The sequence below is a fragment of the Candidatus Pelagibacter sp. Uisw_101 genome, assembly GCF_047727615.1.
In the GTDB taxonomy this organism is placed as follows: Bacteria; Pseudomonadota; Alphaproteobacteria; order Pelagibacterales; family Pelagibacteraceae; genus Pelagibacter.
This window is the reverse complement of record NZ_CP159821.1, coordinates 256,855-277,019: the sequence shown is the minus strand read 5'-3', so window position 1 is coordinate 277,019 and position 20,165 is coordinate 256,855. Positions and strand designations below refer to the sequence as shown.

Below are 20,165 nucleotides of genomic sequence, written 5' to 3'. Positions count from 1 at the left end.
TATTTAAAATTCACAGAAATTAAACTCTGCGTATAAATAATCATCAGAACCATCTTTTTTTCCTATATTTGCATAAACACAAGATGTATTGCCACCACCCATATTACAAAAATTATTCTTACTATTTGCATAGCTAAATTTTATTTGACCTTTTGCAGGTTTTTTTGGTGGACAATTCGCAAAACCATCACTTAATTGACTCCACTCTATTGCTTTAGTGTTTGAGTCATAAGGATTGACTTTAATACTTTTTGAAAAATCACCATATACTCCCCAAGCCAAGGAATCTCCATTGATAGGTCCATTTTGGCAATTTCGCCCATCGGACCAAAAAAAATCCAAACCAGATTTACACATCGTAAAAGCTTCTGTTAATTTTTTTTCTGCCATCTTAAAATTAGTTTTTACTGCGTTGATTTTAGCTGCACCCGTATATCCATTATAAGCAACCACTCCTACAGCAGCGAGGATACCGATGATGGCTACAACTACTAAGAGTTCTATTAGGGTGAAACCATTTTGTTTCATTAATTCACATCAATAGTTGTGTTCATTGTGTTTTTTGTATCTGAGCAGGGGATTTTAAAACAAACTGAAGTAAAAATTTTAGTACCAAGCACTGAATTCATTAATACTTTACCTAAGGCTTCATCGCTATCATCTTTTCCACTATTTATTGCACGTTTTTTTTTAAGTGCCCAATCTGGATTACTGAACACATTTATATCTTTTAATGTATTTTCCATACATACAATAACTTGAGTAGCAGGTGATGGCTTCCCACTATTAAATTTACTACACTTTAGACATCCTTGCATTACAGATTCTTCACCTAAATCACACAATTTTATTTCTGATTGCATATATTTTATTGACTTTGTATAAATTGATTTTGTTACAGCAATCTTAGTACCACTCGTATACCCATTATAAGCAACGACACCTACAGCTGCTAATATTCCTATAATAGCTACAACGACTAGGAGTTCTATTAGAGTGAAGGCTTTATTCTTCATGATTTAAGGCTATCACATTTATTGATGGTTATTCCACTCGGAAATGTTTGTGGTTTGTTTGTGGTTTTGTCATTCAAATTGCTTTGTATTAACGCCAAGTCTATTTTAATAACTAAATAAGTATAAGGGTTTTGGGGACTAAAGGGACTAGAAGGGAAAGGTAGTTTTTTACTATTACTCTTTGTGTCAAAGAGAAGTTTGGCAACTCTTATAAAGATATTCCTGATGAAAAATTTCAAGAAGTTGTTGATTACATTAACTTTTTGAAAGAGAAACCAAGTTAAGCAAGAGAACATTTTGTTCTCACTCGGAAATTATTCTAGTTTTATTCTAGTCTATCCCAGATAATCCTATAACCCAGAACCATGATCCCTAAAATCTTTTTCATTTTAAATCAATCAATCAACAGGCTTAAGTTTTGGATTGATATTTCTGTCCACTTTTTTAATTGATTTTCCTCTTCTAACTTCATCATAAAAAACAACTTGAGTTCGCATTTTTCGATTTTTGAGTTCTTTATACTTACTAATTAAATTACGATATATACCATGCTTAAAATATATTCCTTCTGGTTTAAAATAAATTGGAGATTTTAATATTTCCACTTTTTTAATACCATCTACCCATGCATCTATTCTTTTATTTTTAAAATCTAAACAAAAAGAAATATCCGTCCAAACTTCTTTCATTTTTCTTAGTGGCTTTAATGTAGTATATACTGATTTATCAATAACGTCTGATGCTGAACCACTAAGTTCGTGCCAATTAAAAAACAAATATCCTTTATGTGCATCAATTTGAATCAAAGGTGGAAAAGAAGCTAGGCCACCTGATGCTGTACCAGTTGGACCACCGATTTGATGAACTTGGCCTAAAGTAGTGCTGGCTGGAGCTACATCAAAAAAATCTTTAGATAACATTAAACTAAATCCATAACATTGTTTTCCTTTTGGAGCCTGCCTTGGTTCTGTTGAAAACTCAACTCTTTCTCGATCAGTGTCACAATCACTCCAAAAATCATCTCTAAAACAATCACCATCTCTAAGTTCAAATCGCTGAAAATATTTTCCAGCACGTGCTTTTGTTTTATCTTTAATGTATTGAAAGTTATAATCATTATGATCCATAAAGTTTTTATGAAACTTAAATCCACTCTTCTTAGTTTTCAAACCAAATTTTCCCTCTTCATCTTTAAATGTTCCAGACAAAGCCAATGTTGGGATTAACACCAAACCCAGAACGATGATCCCTAAAAGTTTTTTCATTTTTTATAACAATATGTCCTTTACAGATGTACTCCACACAGGATCTAAATGTTTGTCCCAATAGAGTTTGTGAATTTTTCTTGTAACATCCCCTACTGTTCCTTGTTTAATATTTTCCCCACTTATTTTTGTTATTGGCATTACACCTCCTGCTGTTGAGGTTGCAAATAATTCTTCAGATGATTTTAACATTTCAATAGTTATAGATTTTTTATTAACGTTAATATTTAGTTCTTTTGCTAAATCAAAAACCGTTTGTCTTGTGATGCCTTCTAATACTCCATGGTCTGGTGTATTAATTCCATTTTCATCAACAGAAAAAATATTAAAGCCTGGACCTTCAGATATATTGTTATCCTCATCTACCAATAAAGCAGTATGATGTCCTTTTTCGTACGCATCAAGCATACCCGTAACTAAATCCATCCAATGATAATTTTTAATAGTTGGGTCAATTGAACTTGGAGGAATTCTTGTTATATCAGTCAAATATACATCTAATCCTTTTTCAAAATCTTCTGGCCTAAGTATCCAGCCGAATGGTACTGCAAAAGCCATGAAGCGTGGTGTCGCTTTACGAGGATCTCTAACAAAATTTGGAGACATTCCTCTTGTTTGTATCATTTCAACATAAGAATCTTCAAGATCAGCTTTTTTAACACAGCCTGCTAATATTCTTTTTATTTCTTCACGACTAAATCCGCATGGCATTCTGAGTTTTTCTGTTGATTTAAAGAAACGATCAATATGTTTATCTAATTGAAAAAATCTACCCTTCCAAACATGGACAATGTCATATGTTGCATCAGATCTTAAAAAACCCCAATCTAAAATAGGAATTTTTGCTTCAGAAAGTTGAATGAATTCCTCATTCATCCATGCCGATCCTTTTGGAAAAATATCACTCATGAACCAACCCTACCAAACCTCTAATCAGGTGTCTAGGTGATGGAAGGAAGTTTACTCAGCATTCAAAAATGTCTCTAGTTTGTTTGAGAAATCGTTTCTAAAAGTTGATCAACATCACTTTCTTTAGTATTCCAAGCAGCAACAAGTCTTACTGCTTTTCCATCTAACTCTTCTTGATTCATTTTATAACCTTCTGAATTAAGATGCTCAATGATAGGTTTTGGAAATTTAGCGAATACTTCATTCGCTTCTGTCGGATAAGCTAATTCAATATTTTGATTTGAGTTTAACCCTTCACTTAATTTTTTCCCCATCTTGTTTGCATGTTTTGCATTTCTTAACCAAACATCATTTGAAATATAAGCCTCTAGTTGAGCTGAAACAAAACGCATTTTTGAAAGTAGATGCCCTGATCTTTTCATTAAAAAAGGTAGGTTGCCTACTAATTCTGGTTTAAAAAATATAATTGCTTCTGCTGCGATACATCCATTTTTAGTTGCACCAAAAGATAAAACATCTATTCCGGACTTCCATGTCATTTCAGCGGGAGTGGCACCTAAAGATACTAAAGCATTAGCAAATCTTGCCCCATCCATATGCATTTTTAAATTATGTTTATGAGCAGTTTCAGATATGGCTGCAATTTCATCTAACTGATAAACTTCACCTGTTTCACATAATTGAGTAATACTCACTACAGAAGGCTGTGTGTGGTGTACGATACCAGTTCCTCCAATATTTTCAGCTAACTCTTCTGGTGTAAATTTTCCATTAATTCCATTTAAAGGTACAAGTTTTGCACCACCTGTATAAAATTCAGGGGCCCCACATTCATCTGTATTGATATGCGAATGTTTGTGGCAATAAATACTTCCAAAAACTGGTGTCATTGCTGATAAAGCTAGAGCATTAGCAGCTGTACCTGATGCAGTTGGATAAACAATCACATCTTTTTCAAAAATTTCAGAAAACTTATTTTGTAAGTTCGTTGACCACTCATCATTACCATATGGAGTACTGTCTCCTTCATTAGCTTTGATAATTGCATCTAAAACTTCAGGACATGCACCCGCTACATTATCAGAGGCAAATTTAACTCGCTCCCTTTTTGTTTTAATTTTAGATGTCATAAATTTTATTGTTTTGGAAAATAATCTTTTAACTCACCTTCACGGTAAACATCTGCTGTACAACAATGAAGGCCTCCTCCAAATGCATAAGCATCTCTCATTTCAACCGGTATTACTTCCATTCCTAGTTTATCTAATTGTTCAGCTTGATAAACTTCACTTTTTTCAACACAAACAGTTTTTGGATCTAATACTAGAACATTCATAGATAGCCAAGTTGAAGAATAACATAATGGTGGTGGCTCATTGTGTGCTGGTTGTGCACTATCAATAATTTCCCATCCGTTGTTTTCAAATAATTTTCTTTGTTCTTTTGGAAGTTTTCTTTGAGGGTTATTAATAATTAATCCCTCTTTAATTGGAGTAAATGTTGCATCAATATGAATTGGGTATGGGTCACCTGGAAAATTAACAGCATGAACTCTATGGTCTTTATAATGTCTTTTAAGCCAATCAATCCCTTTAAGATTAGTTGTAAAACCATGTTGGACTACTAAATCTTTACCAAACCTCAAAACATCAGCTGCATCAAATAAAGGTTCCTCTTCAGTAGTTACAAAAAATTTATCTTCAGTCCATTCTAATCTTTTTTGAATTCCAATTTTGTCTGATAAATAATCTTTTCTGTAATCTGCATCAGTTAATCTTGGTTTAGGAGCAGCTTCATGTCTCATATTAGGATCTTCATCATAATATTTTTTTAATAAAGGTCTGTAACATAGATATTCGAACCATCTACATCTATAACTCATCGTTGCTTCTAAAATTTCACTTCCAACAGTTAATAAAACATCTCTTGGTGGCATACAGCCAAACATTGTGTCTGCTTCCCAATCTGGAGTTGATGTTTTTTTATTAAAATCTATTGGATCTGGTCTGTCTACTTTAATGCCTCTTTTAATTAGCATATTTGAAAAGTCATCTAACAACTGATTTGCCTTATCAACTGTATCTTTTGTTCTTGGTCCAAACTGACCACGCATGTCAGAATCCTCTGGAACTTTAGCATCCAAAGCTGGCTCTGGTGCTGGAATACAAGTACCATCAGCCTTACCAACAATAACATGCTTTAAAGGATCCCACTCATTCCAGCTATTAACTATAGTTTTTGTTTCACTCATATTTTATGATTTGATAATATTATGTTCTGGACCAAAAGGAAACTTAGTAATGTTTTCAGCATTATCTTTTCCTATAACTAGGATATCATGCTCTCTATATCCACCGGCTCCTGGTTTTCCATCAGGTATCATGATCATTGGTTCCATAGAAACCACCATGTTTTCCTCTAATACGGTATCAATATCTTCACGAAGCTCTAATCCTGCTTCTCTTCCATAGAAATGAGATAGGACACCAAAAGAATGGCCGTAACCAAATGTTCGGTAATGAAGGTAGCCAAGCTCAGCAAAGAGCTCATTCAACTCATGGCAGATAGTAGAACATTTTACACCTGGTTTAATTAACTCTAGTCCTCGTTTATGAACTTTAACATTTGCTTCCCATGCTTTTAAGGATGCATCATCTATTTTATCTACAAAAAGAGTTCTCTCTAAAGCTGTGTAGTACCCTGAGATCATAGGGAAAGTATTTAAAGAAAGAATATCTCCTGATTTTAATTTTCTATTAGTTTTTGGGTTATGTGCTCCATCTGTATTTAATCCTGACTGAAACCAAACCCATGTATCCATATATTCTGCATCAGGATAAGTTTTTGCAATTTCACGCTCCATTCTATCTCTACCTGCTATTGCAATTTCAAGCTCACTTTCTCCTACTTTAATATGTTTTTTTATTTCCTCACCCCCAAGATCGGCAATTCTTGCACCATTTTTGATAATTTCTATTTCTTCATCAGATTTTATCATTCTCAGTTGCATTAAATTTTTTGAAACATCGCTAAAAACTGAAAATATAAATATAGAAGTTAGTTTTTCTTTAACATCTAAAGTTACATGATCATTTTCAATGCCAATATTCTTAGGAGGTTCGTCTCTTCCAATAATTGAAACTATCGCTTTTAAAAAATTATCTCTTTTCCAATCAGTGTAAATTACATTATCGCTATGAGATCTCCGCCAAGGTTGACTTGCATCTATGTTTGCAGAAATTGTTGAAATTTTATTAGCCGTTACAACACAACCATAAGGTCTACCAAAAGAACAATAAATAAACCCTGTATAGTAAGCAATATTGTGCATTGAGGTTAAAATAATCATATCAAGATTATTTTTACTCATTACAGTTCTTAAATTAGCTAATCTTCTTTGATATTCTTGATCTGTGAAAGGTAGTTTAGCCTTCTCACCGTTTTTTAAATTAAAAAAATCTGGTCTTTCCATCTTAATTAATTAAGAGCAATAAACCGTCTATTAGTTTTAATTGTAAGGCTATAATAAATGATAGACATAAAAAGGAAGAAGCCTCCTATTATCGTATTAGTCGAAGGTATTTCATTAATTCCTAAAATAGGAATCCATACCCAAAATATACCACCTATAACTTCAGTTAATGACAACAAGGTCAATTCTGCTGCTGGTATAGCTTTTGATCCTATAGAATATAAAATTAAACCCATACAAACTAACGTTCCATGAACAGAAAATAATGCTCCATTATAACTTGTAGATAGAAAAACCATATCATTAGTTAAAATAACTATTGCAGCAACTACAAAGCAGAATAAACCTGCAAATGCTACAGTTGTAAATTTTGGTGTTTCTTTATTCCATCTCAAGGTTACTGAAAAAACAGAAAAACCAATTGAAGAAGTCATTCCAAATATTAGTCCTAATAAAGAATTTTTTTCTGTATTACCCAAAGCTATTATTATTATTCCAACCGTTGCAATAAATATAGCTACCCAAACATTTAATGAAATTTTTTCTTTTAAAAACAAAAAACCTAGTAAGGCTGTAAAAAAAGGCATGGCAGCTAAGCAAAGCAAAGTAACAGCAGCACTGGTATTTGTAATGGAATAAATGAAAGTTATCATTGCAATACCAAGACCGGTCCCACCAATGATACCCGAAATTCCAATTTTTAAATAATTTTTATAAAAATCTTTTCCTTCCTCAAAAAAAAGGTAAAGATTTAAAATCAAAAAGATTGTAAGACCACGTGCAAAAATATATTGCCATGGAACTAAATTTGGGTCATTCATATACCTAACGACCAAAGGACCGAAGGACCATATAAGACCAGCTAATAAAACTACTGGGATTGCAATTTTTTCATTTTTTAACTCAAGCATTGATGGATATTTAATAGTAATTATTTTGTACTACAATAAAAATGAGATCTATTTAAAGATATTAATATTTGACCCTATTGGAGAGTAACAATCAATTAACTCCCCTTTTTTGAATATAGATTGCCCTTCTTTGAATAGACCCCACACATTTGACTCTACAAATGATTTAATTCTGAAAGATTCTTGACCTTTTAAAACCTCTAACTCTATTTTTCCATCATTAGTTGAAGTTAACTTAGCTTTTAAAAATCTAATAATCTTTTTACTCTTTGAATAATTATTTTTTAATTTAGCTTTAAATGGTTTTTCAACCTTAACACCAAGAATATTAAGCAAATACGGATAAACAAAAAATCTAAAACACGCAGATGAGGAAATAGGATTACCAGGTAGCCCAAAAATAGCTTTTTCTGTTTTATAGAATTTTGCAAACAATACTGGTTTACCAGGTCTAATCAAAACACCTTTAAAAAAATTAGATAAACTAAATTTTTTGATTATGTGCGGAACAAAATCATGTTTACCTGCAGATACAGCACCTGATGTAATGATAATATCTATTTTAGATTTAAAATTTTTTTCTATTTTTTTTTGAAAAAGTTTTTCATCCTTATCCCTTAAAACTCCACCATCTATAAAGTTAAATAAAAAATTATCAGATAAAGACTTAATATAATAACTATTAGAGTTTCTAACTTTCCAATTAGCAATATTTTTACTATTAGAAATTTCATTTCCTGTTGAAAAAAATAAAATGTTGGGCTTCTTTTTAACTTTAATGTTTACTATGCCCAATGTTTTAAAGGCTAATACATGAGATGGTTGAATTATGGTCCCTTTTTTAATTATCAAGTCTCTTTTTTTATAATCTGATCCAGCACATCTGATGTGTTGGTTATTTTTTATTTTTTCATTAATTAAGATAAATTTTCTATTTTTATTAAAAATAATTTTTTCGATTGGAATTATAGTATCAAAATTTTTAGGTATAAGTGCACCTGTCATTACTTCAACAGCTTCAAACTTATTTATCTTTTTTAAAGACGGATTATCTCCCGCAGATATAGTCTTTAAAATTTTAAAGTTTTGTGAATTATTTTTATTTAACTTACTTGTATCTTTTGAATTAATTGCAAAACCATCAAAAGCAGCATTAGTTCCAGCTGGATAATTTACTGTTGAATAGATATCTAATACATTAATCCTATTTAATGACTTTGATGAGTTAATAATTTCATCTTTAATTTTTATCTTTGATTTTATTAAGATTTTCTTAGCTTCTTTATAGGTGATCATTTTAATTTTTTTTTAGTATTTTTTTTGCTTCTTCTAAATCTTCTTTAGTATTTATATTAAAAAAAGGATCAAATTTTTTAGGCTCAATATCAATTGTTTTTACCCCTATTTTATTTGCCCAATCCTCTACTTTTCTAAAATTATTATTAATCAAATCATTTTCAAGTGGTTTTAATAATTCAATTGACCATAGGCCAAAAATATTGTGCCTTTTGTTGTTTGACTTAATAAAATACAACAGGCTATCTTTTAGTTTAATTCTTTTTTGGTATTCATCAATAATTGATGTTTCAAAAAAAGGTGTGTCTGATGGAAATGTTGCAATCCACTGATATAATTTTTGATTTTCTTTAACCCATTTCATTGCACTCAGAACTCCTGCTAATGGTCCAAAGTCATCAAAACAATCAGGAATTATTGTTACATTTTTTATTTTTTTTGTATCTATACTGTGGCTTGAGACAATAAGTATCTCCTCATATCTGTGGTTAATTTTTAATAAAACGTGTTCTAACAATGTTTTATCACCAAGTTTTGTCTGATTTTTATCTTCACCAAATCTCTTTGACTTTCCACCAGCTAGCACAACAGCTAAAATATTGTTATCTTCCATAAATCAAAATATAAAACATTAATCTCTTAATTAAAGAATTATAATGGACTTAGAAATTTTAGAAATTGCATCTAATACCGAAAACCACAAAGTGCTTAAAAAGCATACACATCAATCGAGGAACAAAAACCCTTTATGTGGTGATGAAATGGAAATTAGTTTAATGGTTAAAGACAATATTGTTCAAGACGTGGGATATCAATGTAAGTCTTGCGTGTACTGTCAAGCCTCGGTTAGTTTACTTTCAAGATGGGTCATGCAAGTACCAATAGAAAAAATTTCAGATTTTGTTTCAAAAGCTGAGCTTTTCTTTGATGAAAATTTTGATCAATTAAGAAAAATTAATATAAAAGATTTAAAAGATTTAAAAGATTTTAAAAAAATAATGAATTCAAAAAATATTTCTAGAAAAGAATGTTTATTGCTTCCTTTTAAAACTCTTTCAAAAGCCCTAAAGCTTTAAAATAATACTAATAACAAAAATAAAAGAATATGATAAATACAATAAAAGAAAACTTTAATAGAGCTCTATATGCTTTAATATTTTCAATAATCACAATTGGTACCCTTTCATTCCTAAGTTTTGAAACTCCCTATGGGTTGTTTTTAGCTGGATCATTTGGATCTTCGATGGTTTTACTTTTTGGGTATCCAGAAAGTCCATTTGCCCAACCTAAAAATGTTTTTTTTGGACACTTGGTAACATCTATAGTTGGTGTGTTAATTTTAAAATTTCTACCCATTGATCAATTTTTACAAATAGCTATTGCTGTAGGGCTTGGTATTTTTATAATGATACTGCTTGGTGTAACTCATCCACCTGCAGGTGGAAATCCTATTGTTATAATACTTGGTGCAGTTTCATATGATTTTTTACTAAACCCAATTATTTTTGGTTCTATAATAATAATTGTTTATGCGGTTATTCTAAATCGTTTCATATTAAAGAAAAACTACCCAAGTAGTTGGAAAAGCTAATCTTTTCGTTGTTTCAAATTTAGCCAGTTTAAATATACTAACTAAATGAATTCTAATTATAAAGTCACAAAATTTAGATCTAATAATTTGAAAGAGGTTAATGATCAAATATCCATTGAAGAACCACTTGAAATAATACTCAAATATAAAGATAAAAAAAATTGGATAGAAAATACTATATCTATTACGATGAGAACGCCTGGAGATGATGAAAATTTAGTTACTGGCTTTCTTTTTAATGAAAGAGTAATTGAAAAAATTAGCTATATAGAAAATATTGAAGCAAGTGGCGAGCCTGTTGGGCAATATAAATTACAAAATAAAGTTATTATTACAATAAATAATTCAGAGAATATAGACATTGATAAAATTAAAAGAAATTTTTTGACTAATTCCTCATGTGGGGTGTGTGGAAAAACATCTCTTGAATCTTTAGAAATTATTAAGAAAGATAAAATATTAAAATCTATCCCTAAAATACATCATGAAATTATAATGAAATCTCCAGATATGTTAAGACAAAACCAATCTGAATTTTCAAAGACTGGCGGCATTCATGCTAGTGGGCTATTTAATGCGAGTGGAGAAATTATTGCCTTAAAAGAGGATGTAGGAAGACATAATGCTTTGGACAAGCTAATTGGATTTGTCTTAAAAGAAAATTTACTTGATAATAGTTCTCAATTTCTAACCTGTTCTGGAAGGCTCAACTTTGACCTTGTTCAAAAAGCACTCATGGCAAATATAGGTGTCTTGATTGGCGTAGGTGCGCCAACCAGTCTCGCTATAGATTTAGCCAATAAGTTTGACATGACATTAGTTGGTTTTGTAAAAGAGGATAGCTTTAATATTTATAGTAATAATGAGAGAATTATAATAAAAAATTAAAAAATTTTAAAAGGGTAAAATGTGTCAAAAAATATAAGTAACTTATCAGGCAGAATTGGTTTAAAGAAAAACCTATTTGAGAAAATCTCTGAAAGATCGCTAAACTCTAAAGATGCAAGTGGCATTCAAGAAATAGCTAATGAATATCATATGGGTGTATCTACTATTCATGGTGCAGAAAGTTTTTATGAATTTTTAAGGCCATCTCATAGAGCAAAAAAAGCCTTTGTTTGTAATGGAAGTGCTTGCATGTGTTCTGGAACACAAGAACCTCTAAAGAAAAAATTAAAAGAAAAATTAGGTGATGACAAGGTTGGTGAAATGTTTTGTCTTGGTCACTGTTATGAAAATAAAGCGTTTCATTATGATGGTGAAAACTATGCTGGGAATGACATTGATAAAATTGATGAAATAATTAAAGGAGATAAAATTGAACAGGAAAAATTTTTCTCAAAAAGTTTTGCTTCAACAAGTTTTTTAATGGACGATAAGCTTTCAAATTTAGATCAATTTAAAAATATTTTAAATAAGTTTATCAATACAGATAAACAAGAAATTATAAAATCATTATTAGATTCAAATTTAACAGGCAGAGGTGGCGCTGGTTTTCCAGCTGGAATGAAATGGGATTTTTGTAGAAAAGCAGAATCTGAAAAAAAATATGTTATCTGCAATGCTGACGAAGGAGACTCTGGTGCATTTTCTGATAGATATTTATTAGAAGATCAGCCACTAAAAGTATTATTTGGAATGATCATCTGTGGTTATGTTATTGGAAGTGACGAGGGTGTTTTATATATTAGAGGAGAATATCCAAAATCTATTGAAGCTATAAATGGATGTATTAATTCTTTAAAAAAAGAGGGATTGTTAAGTAAAAATATTCTTGGAACAAATTTTTCTTTTGATCTAAATATTTGTATTGGACAAGGAGCGTACATATGTGGAGAAGAAACTGCTTTAATTGCATCAATTGAAGGAAGAAGAGCAGAAGTTGATGTCAGACCTCCCTTCCCTGTTACTGAAGGACTTTACAAAAAACCAACTGTTGTTAACAATGTTGAAACTTTAGCTGCTGCTACTGGTATACTTATTAATGGAGCAGAAAAATTCGCTGCAATTGGTAATAAAAAATCAGCAGGTACAAAATTAGTTTGTTTTGATAGTTTTTTTAATAATCCAGGTGTTTACGAGGTTGAAATGGGAACACCAATGAAAAAAGTTTTGAACGATATTGGTGGAGGTTTTAAAGAATCTATTAAAGCGCTACAAATTGGTGGCCCATTAGGTGGAGTTATTCCAATTTCTGAAGTAGAAAAATTAAATCTAGATTTTCAGGAATTTACTGCTGCTGGTTTCATGTTGGGACACGCAAGTATAGTAAGTATTCCAAAAGATTTCCCAATGGTTGACTATATTCATCATTTATTCGAATTTACAGCTGAAGAATCATGTGGAAAATGTTTTCCTGGTAGACTTGGATCTTACAGAGGAAAGGAAATGTTTGATCAAGCAAAGAATAAAACTGCTAAAATTCCATTAAAGCTATTAAATGAACTGCTAATAACAATGAAAAAAGGCTGTTTATGTGCTTTATGTGGTGCAATACCTACGCCTATCATGAACATACTAAAATATTTTGGTGATGAAATGAAGGATGATATGGTGAAAGATAATTAATGAGCTCAGAAAAAAGAAAAATTGCATATATAGATGGTAAACCATACGAAATTGGTCCTAACCATACTTCTGTTTTAAAATTTGTAGAAAGCTATCTTGGTGAAAAAAAGGTTCCTGCTTTATGTAACGATCCAAACTTAGCACCTTATGGAGCTTGTAGAGTTTGTTCGGTTGAGGTTGCTTTAGTTAAAGATGGTCCAACTAAAGTTGTAGCCTCATGTCATACACCAGTTGGTGAAAACCAACATATTTTTACAAATAATGAAAATTTAACGGCTTTAAGAAAAAATATTGTTGAACTCGTTTTAACCGACCATCCAATGGAATGTGGAACTTGTGAGGTTAATAATAACTGTGAACTTCAAGATGTTGCAAATGATTTAGGCATATCAGATCATAGATATAATGTACCAAAACAACACAAAGGTATTCCAAGAGACACCTCTCATGATTATATGAGAATGAATTTAGATAACTGCATTAATTGTGGAAGATGTGTCAGAGCTTGTGATGAAATTCAAGGTTCATTTGTTTTAACAATGAGTGGAAGAGGATTTGAGTCTAAGATTACAACAGATAATGATGCATTATTTGGGGACTCGTCTTGTGTATCTTGTGGAGCTTGTGCACACACTTGCCCAACAGATGCCATCTCAGATGTATATCAATCTAAATCAGTTGCTGTTGATGAAAAAGTAAGAACGACTTGTTCTTATTGTGGAGTTGGTTGTAATCTAGAAGCTTCAATTAAAGATAATAAAGTTGTTGCAATTTCTACTCCTAAAGAATCTGAAGTTAACGCAGGTCACACTTGTATTAAAGGAAGATATGCTTTTGGATTTTATGATCATCCTGACAGATTAAAAACTCCTTTAATTAAAAGGAATGGAAAATTTGAAGAAGCTTCTTGGGATGAGGCATATGATTTTATTAAAAAAGAATTAAATAGAATTACCAAAGCTAATGGACCAGATGCAGTTGCTGGTATTTCTTCAGCAAGATGTACTAATGAAGAAAATTATGTTTTCCAAAAAATGATTAGAGCAGCAATAGGAACTAATAATATTGATTGTTGTGCAAGAATTTGTCATTCACCTACTGCGTGGGGAATGCAACAAACATTTGGAACTGGAGCGGCTACAAATTCTACAGAAGATATTTACCATGCAGATTTATTTATGGTTATTGGAGCAAATCCAACAAATGCTCACCCAGTTACTGGTGCTAAAATCAAACAACAAGTAATGAAAGGTAAAAAATTAATTGTATTAGATCCAATTACTACTGAGCTTGCTAAACTTGCTGATTATCATATTAAACTTAGACCAGGAACAAATGTAGCCATATTAAATATGATGTTGCATTATATATTGAAAGCAAACCTTTATGACAAAGACTTTGTCAGAGATAGAACTGAAGGTTTTGCAAATTTCATTAAAGAAATTGAGAGACAAGATATGGATCATCTAGCGAAAGTTGCTGGTGTTGATAAACAGTTAGTTAAAGAAGCTGCAATTGCTTATGCAACAGCTAAAAACTCTATGGAATTCCATGGTTTAGGAGTTACTGAACAAGAACAAGGCTCTAAAACAGTAATGTTAATCGCTGATCTTGCAATGATTACAGGTAATATTGGTAGAAGAGGTGTTGGTGTTAATCCACTAAGAGGACAAAATAATGTTCAAGGAGCTGCTGATATGGGGTGCCAACCTCATCAAGGAGCTGGGTATTTTGAGGTTGCAGATGAAAAAAATCAAGATTTTTACACTGAAAAGTATGGTGTAGTTCATCCAACAAAAGCAGGATTAAAAATTCCTGAAATGTTTGATGGTGCAATTAATAAAGATGTTAAAGCAGTCTGGATTATTGGAGAAGATATTGTTCAAACAGATCCAAATAGTGCACATGTAGTTGAAGCAATGAACTCATTAGAGTTATTAGTAGTTCAAGAAATCTTTATGAGTGAGACTGCAAAACTTGCAACAGTAGTATTGCCTGGAACAACTTTCTTAGAAAAAAATGGAACTTTTACTAATACAGAAAGAAGAATTCAAAGAGTTAATCGAGCTGTACCTCCATTACCTGGTACTAAAACTGATGGAACTATTGTAACAGACATGATGCAAAAATTAGGCTTTGATCAACCTGAATATGACGCTGATCAAGTTCTAGCAGAAATAGCTGATGTTGTTCCTTTCTTTAAAGGGGTAACAAGAGAGAGACTTGGTAAAATGGGATTACAATGGCCAGTTCAAGAAGATGGAACAGATACTCAAATTTTACATAAAGAAACTTTCAAACTTGGAAAAGGACGTCTTAAAAATTTTGATTGGAAAGAATCTACAGAAATTGAAACTAATAAAAAAGAATATCCATTAATTTTAACAACTAGTAGAGTTCTACAACATTACAATGCTGCGACGATGACAAGACGTACAAGTAATATCAATATAGTTTCTGAAGATTTATTATTAGTTCACCCAAATGATGCCAACAAAAGAGAGTTAAATACAGGTGACATAGGAAGACTTTATTCTGGAAGAGGAGAAGTTGCCTTAAAAGTAGAGGTTACAGATAAAGTTAAAGAAGGCATAGTATTTACAACATTCCATTTTCCAGAACATATGGTCAATATGGTAACAGGTCATGGTAAAGATGAAGAAACAATGTGTGCTGAATACAAAGTTTCAGCAGTAGAAGTTCAAAAAATCTCAAATCAATTTAAAACTGAAATTAAACCAAAAGAAAATCAAGCAGAAGTTAACTAATCGATAAAATGACAATTGGTTGGCATTTTGATAATAGTTATTCGAGATTACCAAAAACATTCAAAGAAGATATCAACCCTGTTGCTGTAAATGCACCAGAAATATTAATATTAAATAAAGATCTAGCAAATAAATTAGATCTAGATTTTTCAGATGTTAATGATGAAGGTTTATCAAAAATTTTTTCAGGAAATATGTTACCTGAAGGATCTAACTCTATAGCACAAGCCTACGCTGGTCATCAATTTGGTCATTTTACAATGCTTGGTGATGGAAGAGCTGTTTTAATCGGTGAACACTTGACCAAAAATAATGAGCGATTTGATATACAATTCAAAGGCTCTGGTAGAACCCCATTCTCACGAAGTGGTGATGGTAGGGCTGTTTTAGGCCCTATGTTGAGAGAATATATAATAAGTGAAGCAATGCATTCTTTAAAAATACCTACTACTAGAAGTTTAGCAGTAGTTAAAACTGGTGAAGATGTGGTTAGGGAACAAATTTCACAAGGTGCAATTCTTACAAGGGTGGCATTAGGCCATCTAAGAGTTGGAACATTTCAATACATTGCTGCAAAACAAAATATTAGTGATTTAGAAATTTTGATTAATTACACAATTGAAAAATACTACCCCAATATAAAAACATCAAAGAATAAAGCATTAGACTTACTAAATGTTTTAATCGAAAAACAAACTGAACTTGTAATTGACTGGATGCGTGTCGGTTTTATTCATGGAGTTATGAATACTGACAATATGACCATATCTGGTGAAACAATAGATTATGGTCCCTGTGCATTTATGGATACTTATGACCCTAAAACAATTTTTAGTTCAATAGATCAATTAGGTAGATACGCCTATGATAATCAACCAAAAATTACCAAATGGAATTTAACAAGATTTGCTGAATGTCTTATTCCACTAATTAGAAAAAATGAAGATGAAGCAATTAAATTAGCTACAGATGCTTTAGATAAATTTGAACAAAATTATGAAACAAAATGGTTAAATATGATGAGAGATAAACTCGGATTATATGGTGAAGATAAAGAAGATAAAGATTTGATTATGGAGTTATTAAATTGGATGCAAAAAAATAAAGCAGATTATACAAATACCTTTATTTTTTTAACGGATAAGACAATTAAAAATTCTGAAGTTTATGATAATGCAGACTTTAATTTATGGAAAATTAAATGGGTGAAAAGATTAGCAATGTTTAATAGTTCACATGATAAATCTATGGAATTAATGAATTCTTCTAATCCAATGGTAATACCTCGTAATCATAAAGTGGAAGAAGCTTTAACATTAGCAAGTAATGGTGATTTAACATTGTTTAATAGGTTAATAAAAATATTAAAAAATCCTTATACAGTTAATAGCAATGATTTAGAATTTATGTCACCTGCTCCACACAGCGATAAGAAATATCAAACTTTTTGTGGAACTTAACTCGTTATAATACGTAAGGTTCTGGTCTAGCTTCTTTACTAAATATTCTTTCAACATTAAAAGCGCTTACATCTATAGTTTGATAAGAACCTGTTGTTATAAGTTCTGTCAAAGCTCTACCAATGCCAGGTGCTTGTTGCAATCCTCTTCCTGTGAAACCCGAAGCCATATATACATTTTCGTATTTAGGATGCTTACCCACAATAGCATTACTGTCTAGTTGGTTATGATCATAAAATCCTGCCCAAGCACCAGTTAATTTAAGCTCTTCAAACATTGGAATTCTTTTTGCTAAAGCTGGCCATACCAACTCCTCAAAGTCGTCCCAAGCAGGTTCAAGATTTGTTGCATCAAAAGTAGATTTTGGAGAACCAGCTAAATATTCTTTACCCTCTGGCCTCCAATAAACACCTGTTGTTAAATCAGCAGATAAAGGCATTTCAGATATATACGTTGGGCACTTAACTCTAAAAACAGTGTGTTTTTGTGGAATAACAGGAATATCATTTAATATTTTTTTAGTCCAACAACCTGCAGCAGAAATAATTATCTTAGCATTAATTTCTGATATTTCCTTTACTTCTCCCTTAATAAATTCAGCCCCAAGTTCTGTGGCCTTGCTTTTTAAAGCACCGTGAAACATAAAAGGATCAATCCAACCCTCACTTTTATCATCTGTATAAGTGGCAGTTTCTATACCTTCATCGTTAATGTAAGAAAAAACCTTGGATAATTCTGAACCTTTTATATTTTTTGTTCCAGCTCCACACTCTTTATGGTTTTCTAACGCTCTATACTGTTCCTCTGCATGCTCAGGTCCAAACATTAATAAGTAACCATTTGGTACCATACTAGCTGTAGGGTTAGGATTTTTTTTAGTTTTGAGTAATTCTGGTATTTGAAAAATAAAATCTCTTGCAAATTTACCTAACAAAATATTTTCTTTTTGAAAAAATTGTCTCCTAAAGCCACCCAGGGATAAAGGGAATGAGGCTTCTTTGTATGATGGATCTTTTTCTATAACTTTAACTTTTCGACCTTCTTTAGATAGAAAATAAGCTGTCGCAACTCCAATGATACCACCGCCAATTATTACAACATCGTCCATAATTAATTTAAAATAAATAAACTTAAGTTAAGAATTAATGCGTAAAAACACCAAAGTAAATAAGGAATCATTAAATAATAACTTACTAAAGTTATTTTCTTAAATCTTTGCATTAATAAAACTATTAAAGCTATTAAAATAATTAAAACTAGTAATGCTAATAAAATTTTATGAAAAACAAAAAATACTATACTCCAAGTTGTATTAAAAATTAAATGAACGATATAAATATAAATCGTATCTATGTCTCTTTTTTTACTATGCCAAAAAGACCATATGGCAATAGTCATCATTAAATATAGTGTTGTCCAAACAGGTGCAAAGATCCAGCTTGGTGGATTGTATGATGGCTTTGTCAATAATGAATACCAAGGCTCTTTAAATCCAATAGTTGCAATACCTCCAATAACAGATGCCGAGTAAGTTATTATTGCAAATAATAAAAAAGATAAAAATTTGTTTTTTAACATAATCATATTATACATTACTTAATGAATGATAAAAAAATAATTTGGATCACTGGCGCTAGTAGTGGAATTGGTAGGTCTTTAGCTCTAAAATTTGCTAAAGAAGGATGGACAGTTGCTGCCTCAGCTAGACGAGAAAACTTATTACAAGAGTTGCATACTGAGAATGAAAATATCCATTCATTTCCTTTAGATGTTACAAATACAGAACAATGTAAAGTTGTCTTCAATGATATTGTAAAAAAATTTGAAAATATTGAAATTTGTGTGTTTGGTACCGGGATACATGATCCAAAATCTGAAAAAAAATTTAACTTAGATAAAATAAGAAAAATTATGGAAGTAAATTACTTTGGTACAATGAATTCTATCAACGCAATTTATGAATATTATAATAATAAAAAAAGGGGTCAAATATCTATAATTTCTTCAGTTGCTGGTTATAGAGGGTTACCTGCAGCTGGAGGTTATTGTGCATCAAAGTCTGCACTTACAAGTTTTGCAGAAAGTTTATATTTTGAAATGAAAAGAGTAAACGTGCGTGTTTCCCTGATAAGCCCTGGGTTCATTAAAACACCAATGACTGACCAGAATGATTTTCCTATGCCCATGATAAAGTCACCAGAATTTGCTGCAGAACAAATCTATATTGGTTTAATCAAAAATAAGGGATTTGAAATCCATTTTCCAAAAGCTTTTACCTTTATAATGAAAACTCTAAGAATACTTCCAAGTAGCTGGTATTTTAAGTTAGTTGAAAAAGGTATGAAAAAAATTGACTACTAATTTTTCTTAAAGAATACCGTCAACTCACCCACTTTAAATCCAAATTTTGTTAATGTGGCTCTATTGATAGCAACCTCTTCGTCTTGTTTAAAAATCCAATCATCAAATGAAACTTTAATATTCTTTCCTTTAAAAGGGACCATTAAATCATATTCAAATTTAAAGGCAGATCCATATTGAAACCCTTTAGCAGTTCCTACAACATCAGGTGCAGATCCTTCATAGTAATTTTGATCAATTTTTTTGATTTTCCATATTCGGTTTTGTTTTTCACCGTCTGTCCAATAGAAATCTTCTTTAAGAGTTAAGATATCACCCTCAAAACTACCAAACATATCAGCTTTAAATTGTCTAGTAACCTTGCCACTTCGATCTTGTAATAGACCCCATGCTTTAACAGGACCTTCAAAGTATTTCTCTATAGTCATTGACGGTTCTGTATTTTTAAAATCTGTTGGTTTCATAGAGTTATTGTTTATACAACTTGCCGTAAAGAATAAAGCAATTATTAATACCGTTAATTTAAATTTCTTAAAGTTTATCATGTC

Annotated in this window: 20 protein-coding genes; 7 read left to right on the top strand and 13 right to left on the bottom strand. The window is 31.2% G+C overall.

Going from position 1 to position 20,165, the window contains the following annotated elements; all coding sequences use genetic code 11:
- Positions 1-3 precede the first annotated feature (3 nt).
- From ABXT48_RS01440 to ABXT48_RS01395, 10 genes are all read right to left on the bottom strand, one after another.
- The gene (locus ABXT48_RS01440) at positions 4-528 is read right to left on the bottom strand and encodes a type IV pilin protein (RefSeq protein WP_415286717.1); all 525 of its coding nucleotides are present in this window, start codon (positions 526-528) and stop codon (positions 4-6) included.
- Complete coding sequence (locus ABXT48_RS01435) at positions 528-1,016, bottom strand: type IV pilin protein (RefSeq protein ID WP_415286716.1); 489 nt, start codon at positions 1,014-1,016, stop codon at positions 528-530. The genes ABXT48_RS01440 and ABXT48_RS01435 overlap by 1 nt, the downstream gene beginning before the upstream one ends.
- A gap of 398 nt (positions 1,017-1,414) precedes the next feature.
- Positions 1,415-2,281, bottom strand: coding sequence for a heparin lyase I family protein (locus tag ABXT48_RS01430; protein WP_415286715.1), 867 nt, complete (start codon positions 2,279-2,281; stop codon positions 1,415-1,417).
- 3 nt (positions 2,282-2,284) lie between these two features.
- Complete coding sequence (locus ABXT48_RS01425) at positions 2,285-3,190, bottom strand: aminotransferase class IV (RefSeq protein ID WP_415303068.1); 906 nt, start codon at positions 3,188-3,190, stop codon at positions 2,285-2,287.
- A 74-nt stretch (positions 3,191-3,264) separates the two neighbouring features.
- The gene (locus ABXT48_RS01420; protein ID WP_415286713.1) at positions 3,265-4,320 is read right to left on the bottom strand and encodes a threonine aldolase family protein; all 1,056 of its coding nucleotides are present in this window, start codon (positions 4,318-4,320) and stop codon (positions 3,265-3,267) included.
- 5 nt (positions 4,321-4,325) lie between these two features.
- Positions 4,326-5,441, bottom strand: coding sequence for a serine/threonine protein kinase (locus ABXT48_RS01415; protein WP_415286712.1), 1,116 nt, complete (start codon positions 5,439-5,441; stop codon positions 4,326-4,328).
- A gap of 3 nt (positions 5,442-5,444) precedes the next feature.
- Positions 5,445-6,662, bottom strand: coding sequence for an aminopeptidase P family protein (locus ABXT48_RS01410; RefSeq protein ID WP_415286711.1), 1,218 nt, complete (start codon positions 6,660-6,662; stop codon positions 5,445-5,447).
- 5 nt (positions 6,663-6,667) lie between these two features.
- Positions 6,668-7,573 carry a DMT family transporter gene (locus ABXT48_RS01405; protein ID WP_415278598.1) on the bottom strand — a complete coding sequence of 302 codons (906 nt, stop codon included), beginning with the start codon at positions 7,571-7,573 and terminating at the stop codon, positions 6,668-6,670.
- A gap of 48 nt (positions 7,574-7,621) precedes the next feature.
- Positions 7,622-8,869 carry a molybdopterin molybdotransferase MoeA gene (locus tag ABXT48_RS01400; RefSeq protein WP_415286710.1) on the bottom strand — a complete coding sequence of 416 codons (1,248 nt, stop codon included), beginning with the start codon at positions 8,867-8,869 and terminating at the stop codon, positions 7,622-7,624.
- Between the two features lies 1 nt (position 8,870).
- Positions 8,871-9,482, bottom strand: a complete 612-nt coding sequence (locus tag ABXT48_RS01395) for a molybdenum cofactor guanylyltransferase (protein ID WP_415303066.1) — start codon at positions 9,480-9,482, stop codon at positions 8,871-8,873.
- A 43-nt stretch (positions 9,483-9,525) separates the two neighbouring features.
- Between ABXT48_RS01395 and ABXT48_RS01390 the strand changes: the two genes are divergently transcribed.
- Genes ABXT48_RS01390 through ABXT48_RS01365 form a run of 6 tightly spaced genes read left to right on the top strand, consistent with a single transcriptional unit; the run spans position 9,526 to position 17,256 of the window.
- On the top strand, positions 9,526-9,945 hold the full coding sequence (locus ABXT48_RS01390) for an iron-sulfur cluster assembly scaffold protein (RefSeq protein WP_415303065.1): 420 nt from the start codon (positions 9,526-9,528) through the stop codon (positions 9,943-9,945).
- A 29-nt stretch (positions 9,946-9,974) separates the two neighbouring features.
- Entirely contained in the window at positions 9,975-10,460 is a 486-nt protein-coding gene (locus tag ABXT48_RS01385; protein ID WP_415286707.1) for an HPP family protein, read from the top strand.
- Positions 10,461-10,505: 45 nt separating this feature from the next.
- On the top strand, positions 10,506-11,348 hold the full coding sequence (gene fdhD, locus ABXT48_RS01380; RefSeq protein WP_415286706.1) for a formate dehydrogenase accessory sulfurtransferase FdhD: 843 nt from the start codon (positions 10,506-10,508) through the stop codon (positions 11,346-11,348).
- Between the two features lie 21 nt (positions 11,349-11,369).
- A complete protein-coding gene (locus tag ABXT48_RS01375) occupies positions 11,370-13,028 on the top strand; it encodes an NADH-ubiquinone oxidoreductase-F iron-sulfur binding region domain-containing protein (RefSeq protein WP_415303063.1) in 1,659 nt (552 codons plus the stop codon).
- Positions 13,028-15,796: a formate dehydrogenase subunit alpha gene (gene fdhF / locus ABXT48_RS01370; RefSeq protein ID WP_415286704.1), complete on the top strand. Its 2,769-nt coding sequence runs from the start codon at positions 13,028-13,030 to the stop codon at positions 15,794-15,796. Before ABXT48_RS01375 ends, fdhF begins: the two co-directional genes overlap by 1 nt.
- Positions 15,797-15,804: 8 nt before the next feature.
- On the top strand, positions 15,805-17,256 hold the full coding sequence (locus ABXT48_RS01365; RefSeq protein ID WP_415303062.1) for a protein adenylyltransferase SelO: 1,452 nt from the start codon (positions 15,805-15,807) through the stop codon (positions 17,254-17,256).
- Between the two features lie 4 nt (positions 17,257-17,260).
- On the opposite strand, the gene ABXT48_RS01360 is transcribed toward ABXT48_RS01365, so the two are convergent.
- Both ABXT48_RS01360 and ABXT48_RS01355 read right to left on the bottom strand, forming a co-directional pair.
- Positions 17,261-18,364, bottom strand: coding sequence for an NAD(P)/FAD-dependent oxidoreductase (locus tag ABXT48_RS01360; protein ID WP_415278585.1), 1,104 nt, complete (start codon positions 18,362-18,364; stop codon positions 17,261-17,263).
- A gap of 2 nt (positions 18,365-18,366) precedes the next feature.
- On the bottom strand, positions 18,367-18,834 hold the full coding sequence (locus ABXT48_RS01355) for a TspO/MBR family protein (protein ID WP_415286702.1): 468 nt from the start codon (positions 18,832-18,834) through the stop codon (positions 18,367-18,369).
- A gap of 21 nt (positions 18,835-18,855) precedes the next feature.
- On the opposite strand from ABXT48_RS01355, the gene ABXT48_RS01350 reads away from it, so the two are divergent.
- Positions 18,856-19,617 (top strand): SDR family NAD(P)-dependent oxidoreductase, encoded by a 762-nt coding sequence (locus ABXT48_RS01350; RefSeq protein WP_415286701.1) that lies wholly within the window; start codon positions 18,856-18,858, stop codon positions 19,615-19,617.
- Here ABXT48_RS01350 and ABXT48_RS01345 read toward each other — a convergent pair.
- Positions 19,614-20,162 (bottom strand): DUF3833 domain-containing protein, encoded by a 549-nt coding sequence (locus tag ABXT48_RS01345; protein WP_415278582.1) that lies wholly within the window; start codon positions 20,160-20,162, stop codon positions 19,614-19,616. The genes ABXT48_RS01350 and ABXT48_RS01345 overlap by 4 nt on opposite strands.
- Between the last annotated feature and the right edge of the window lie 3 nt (positions 20,163-20,165).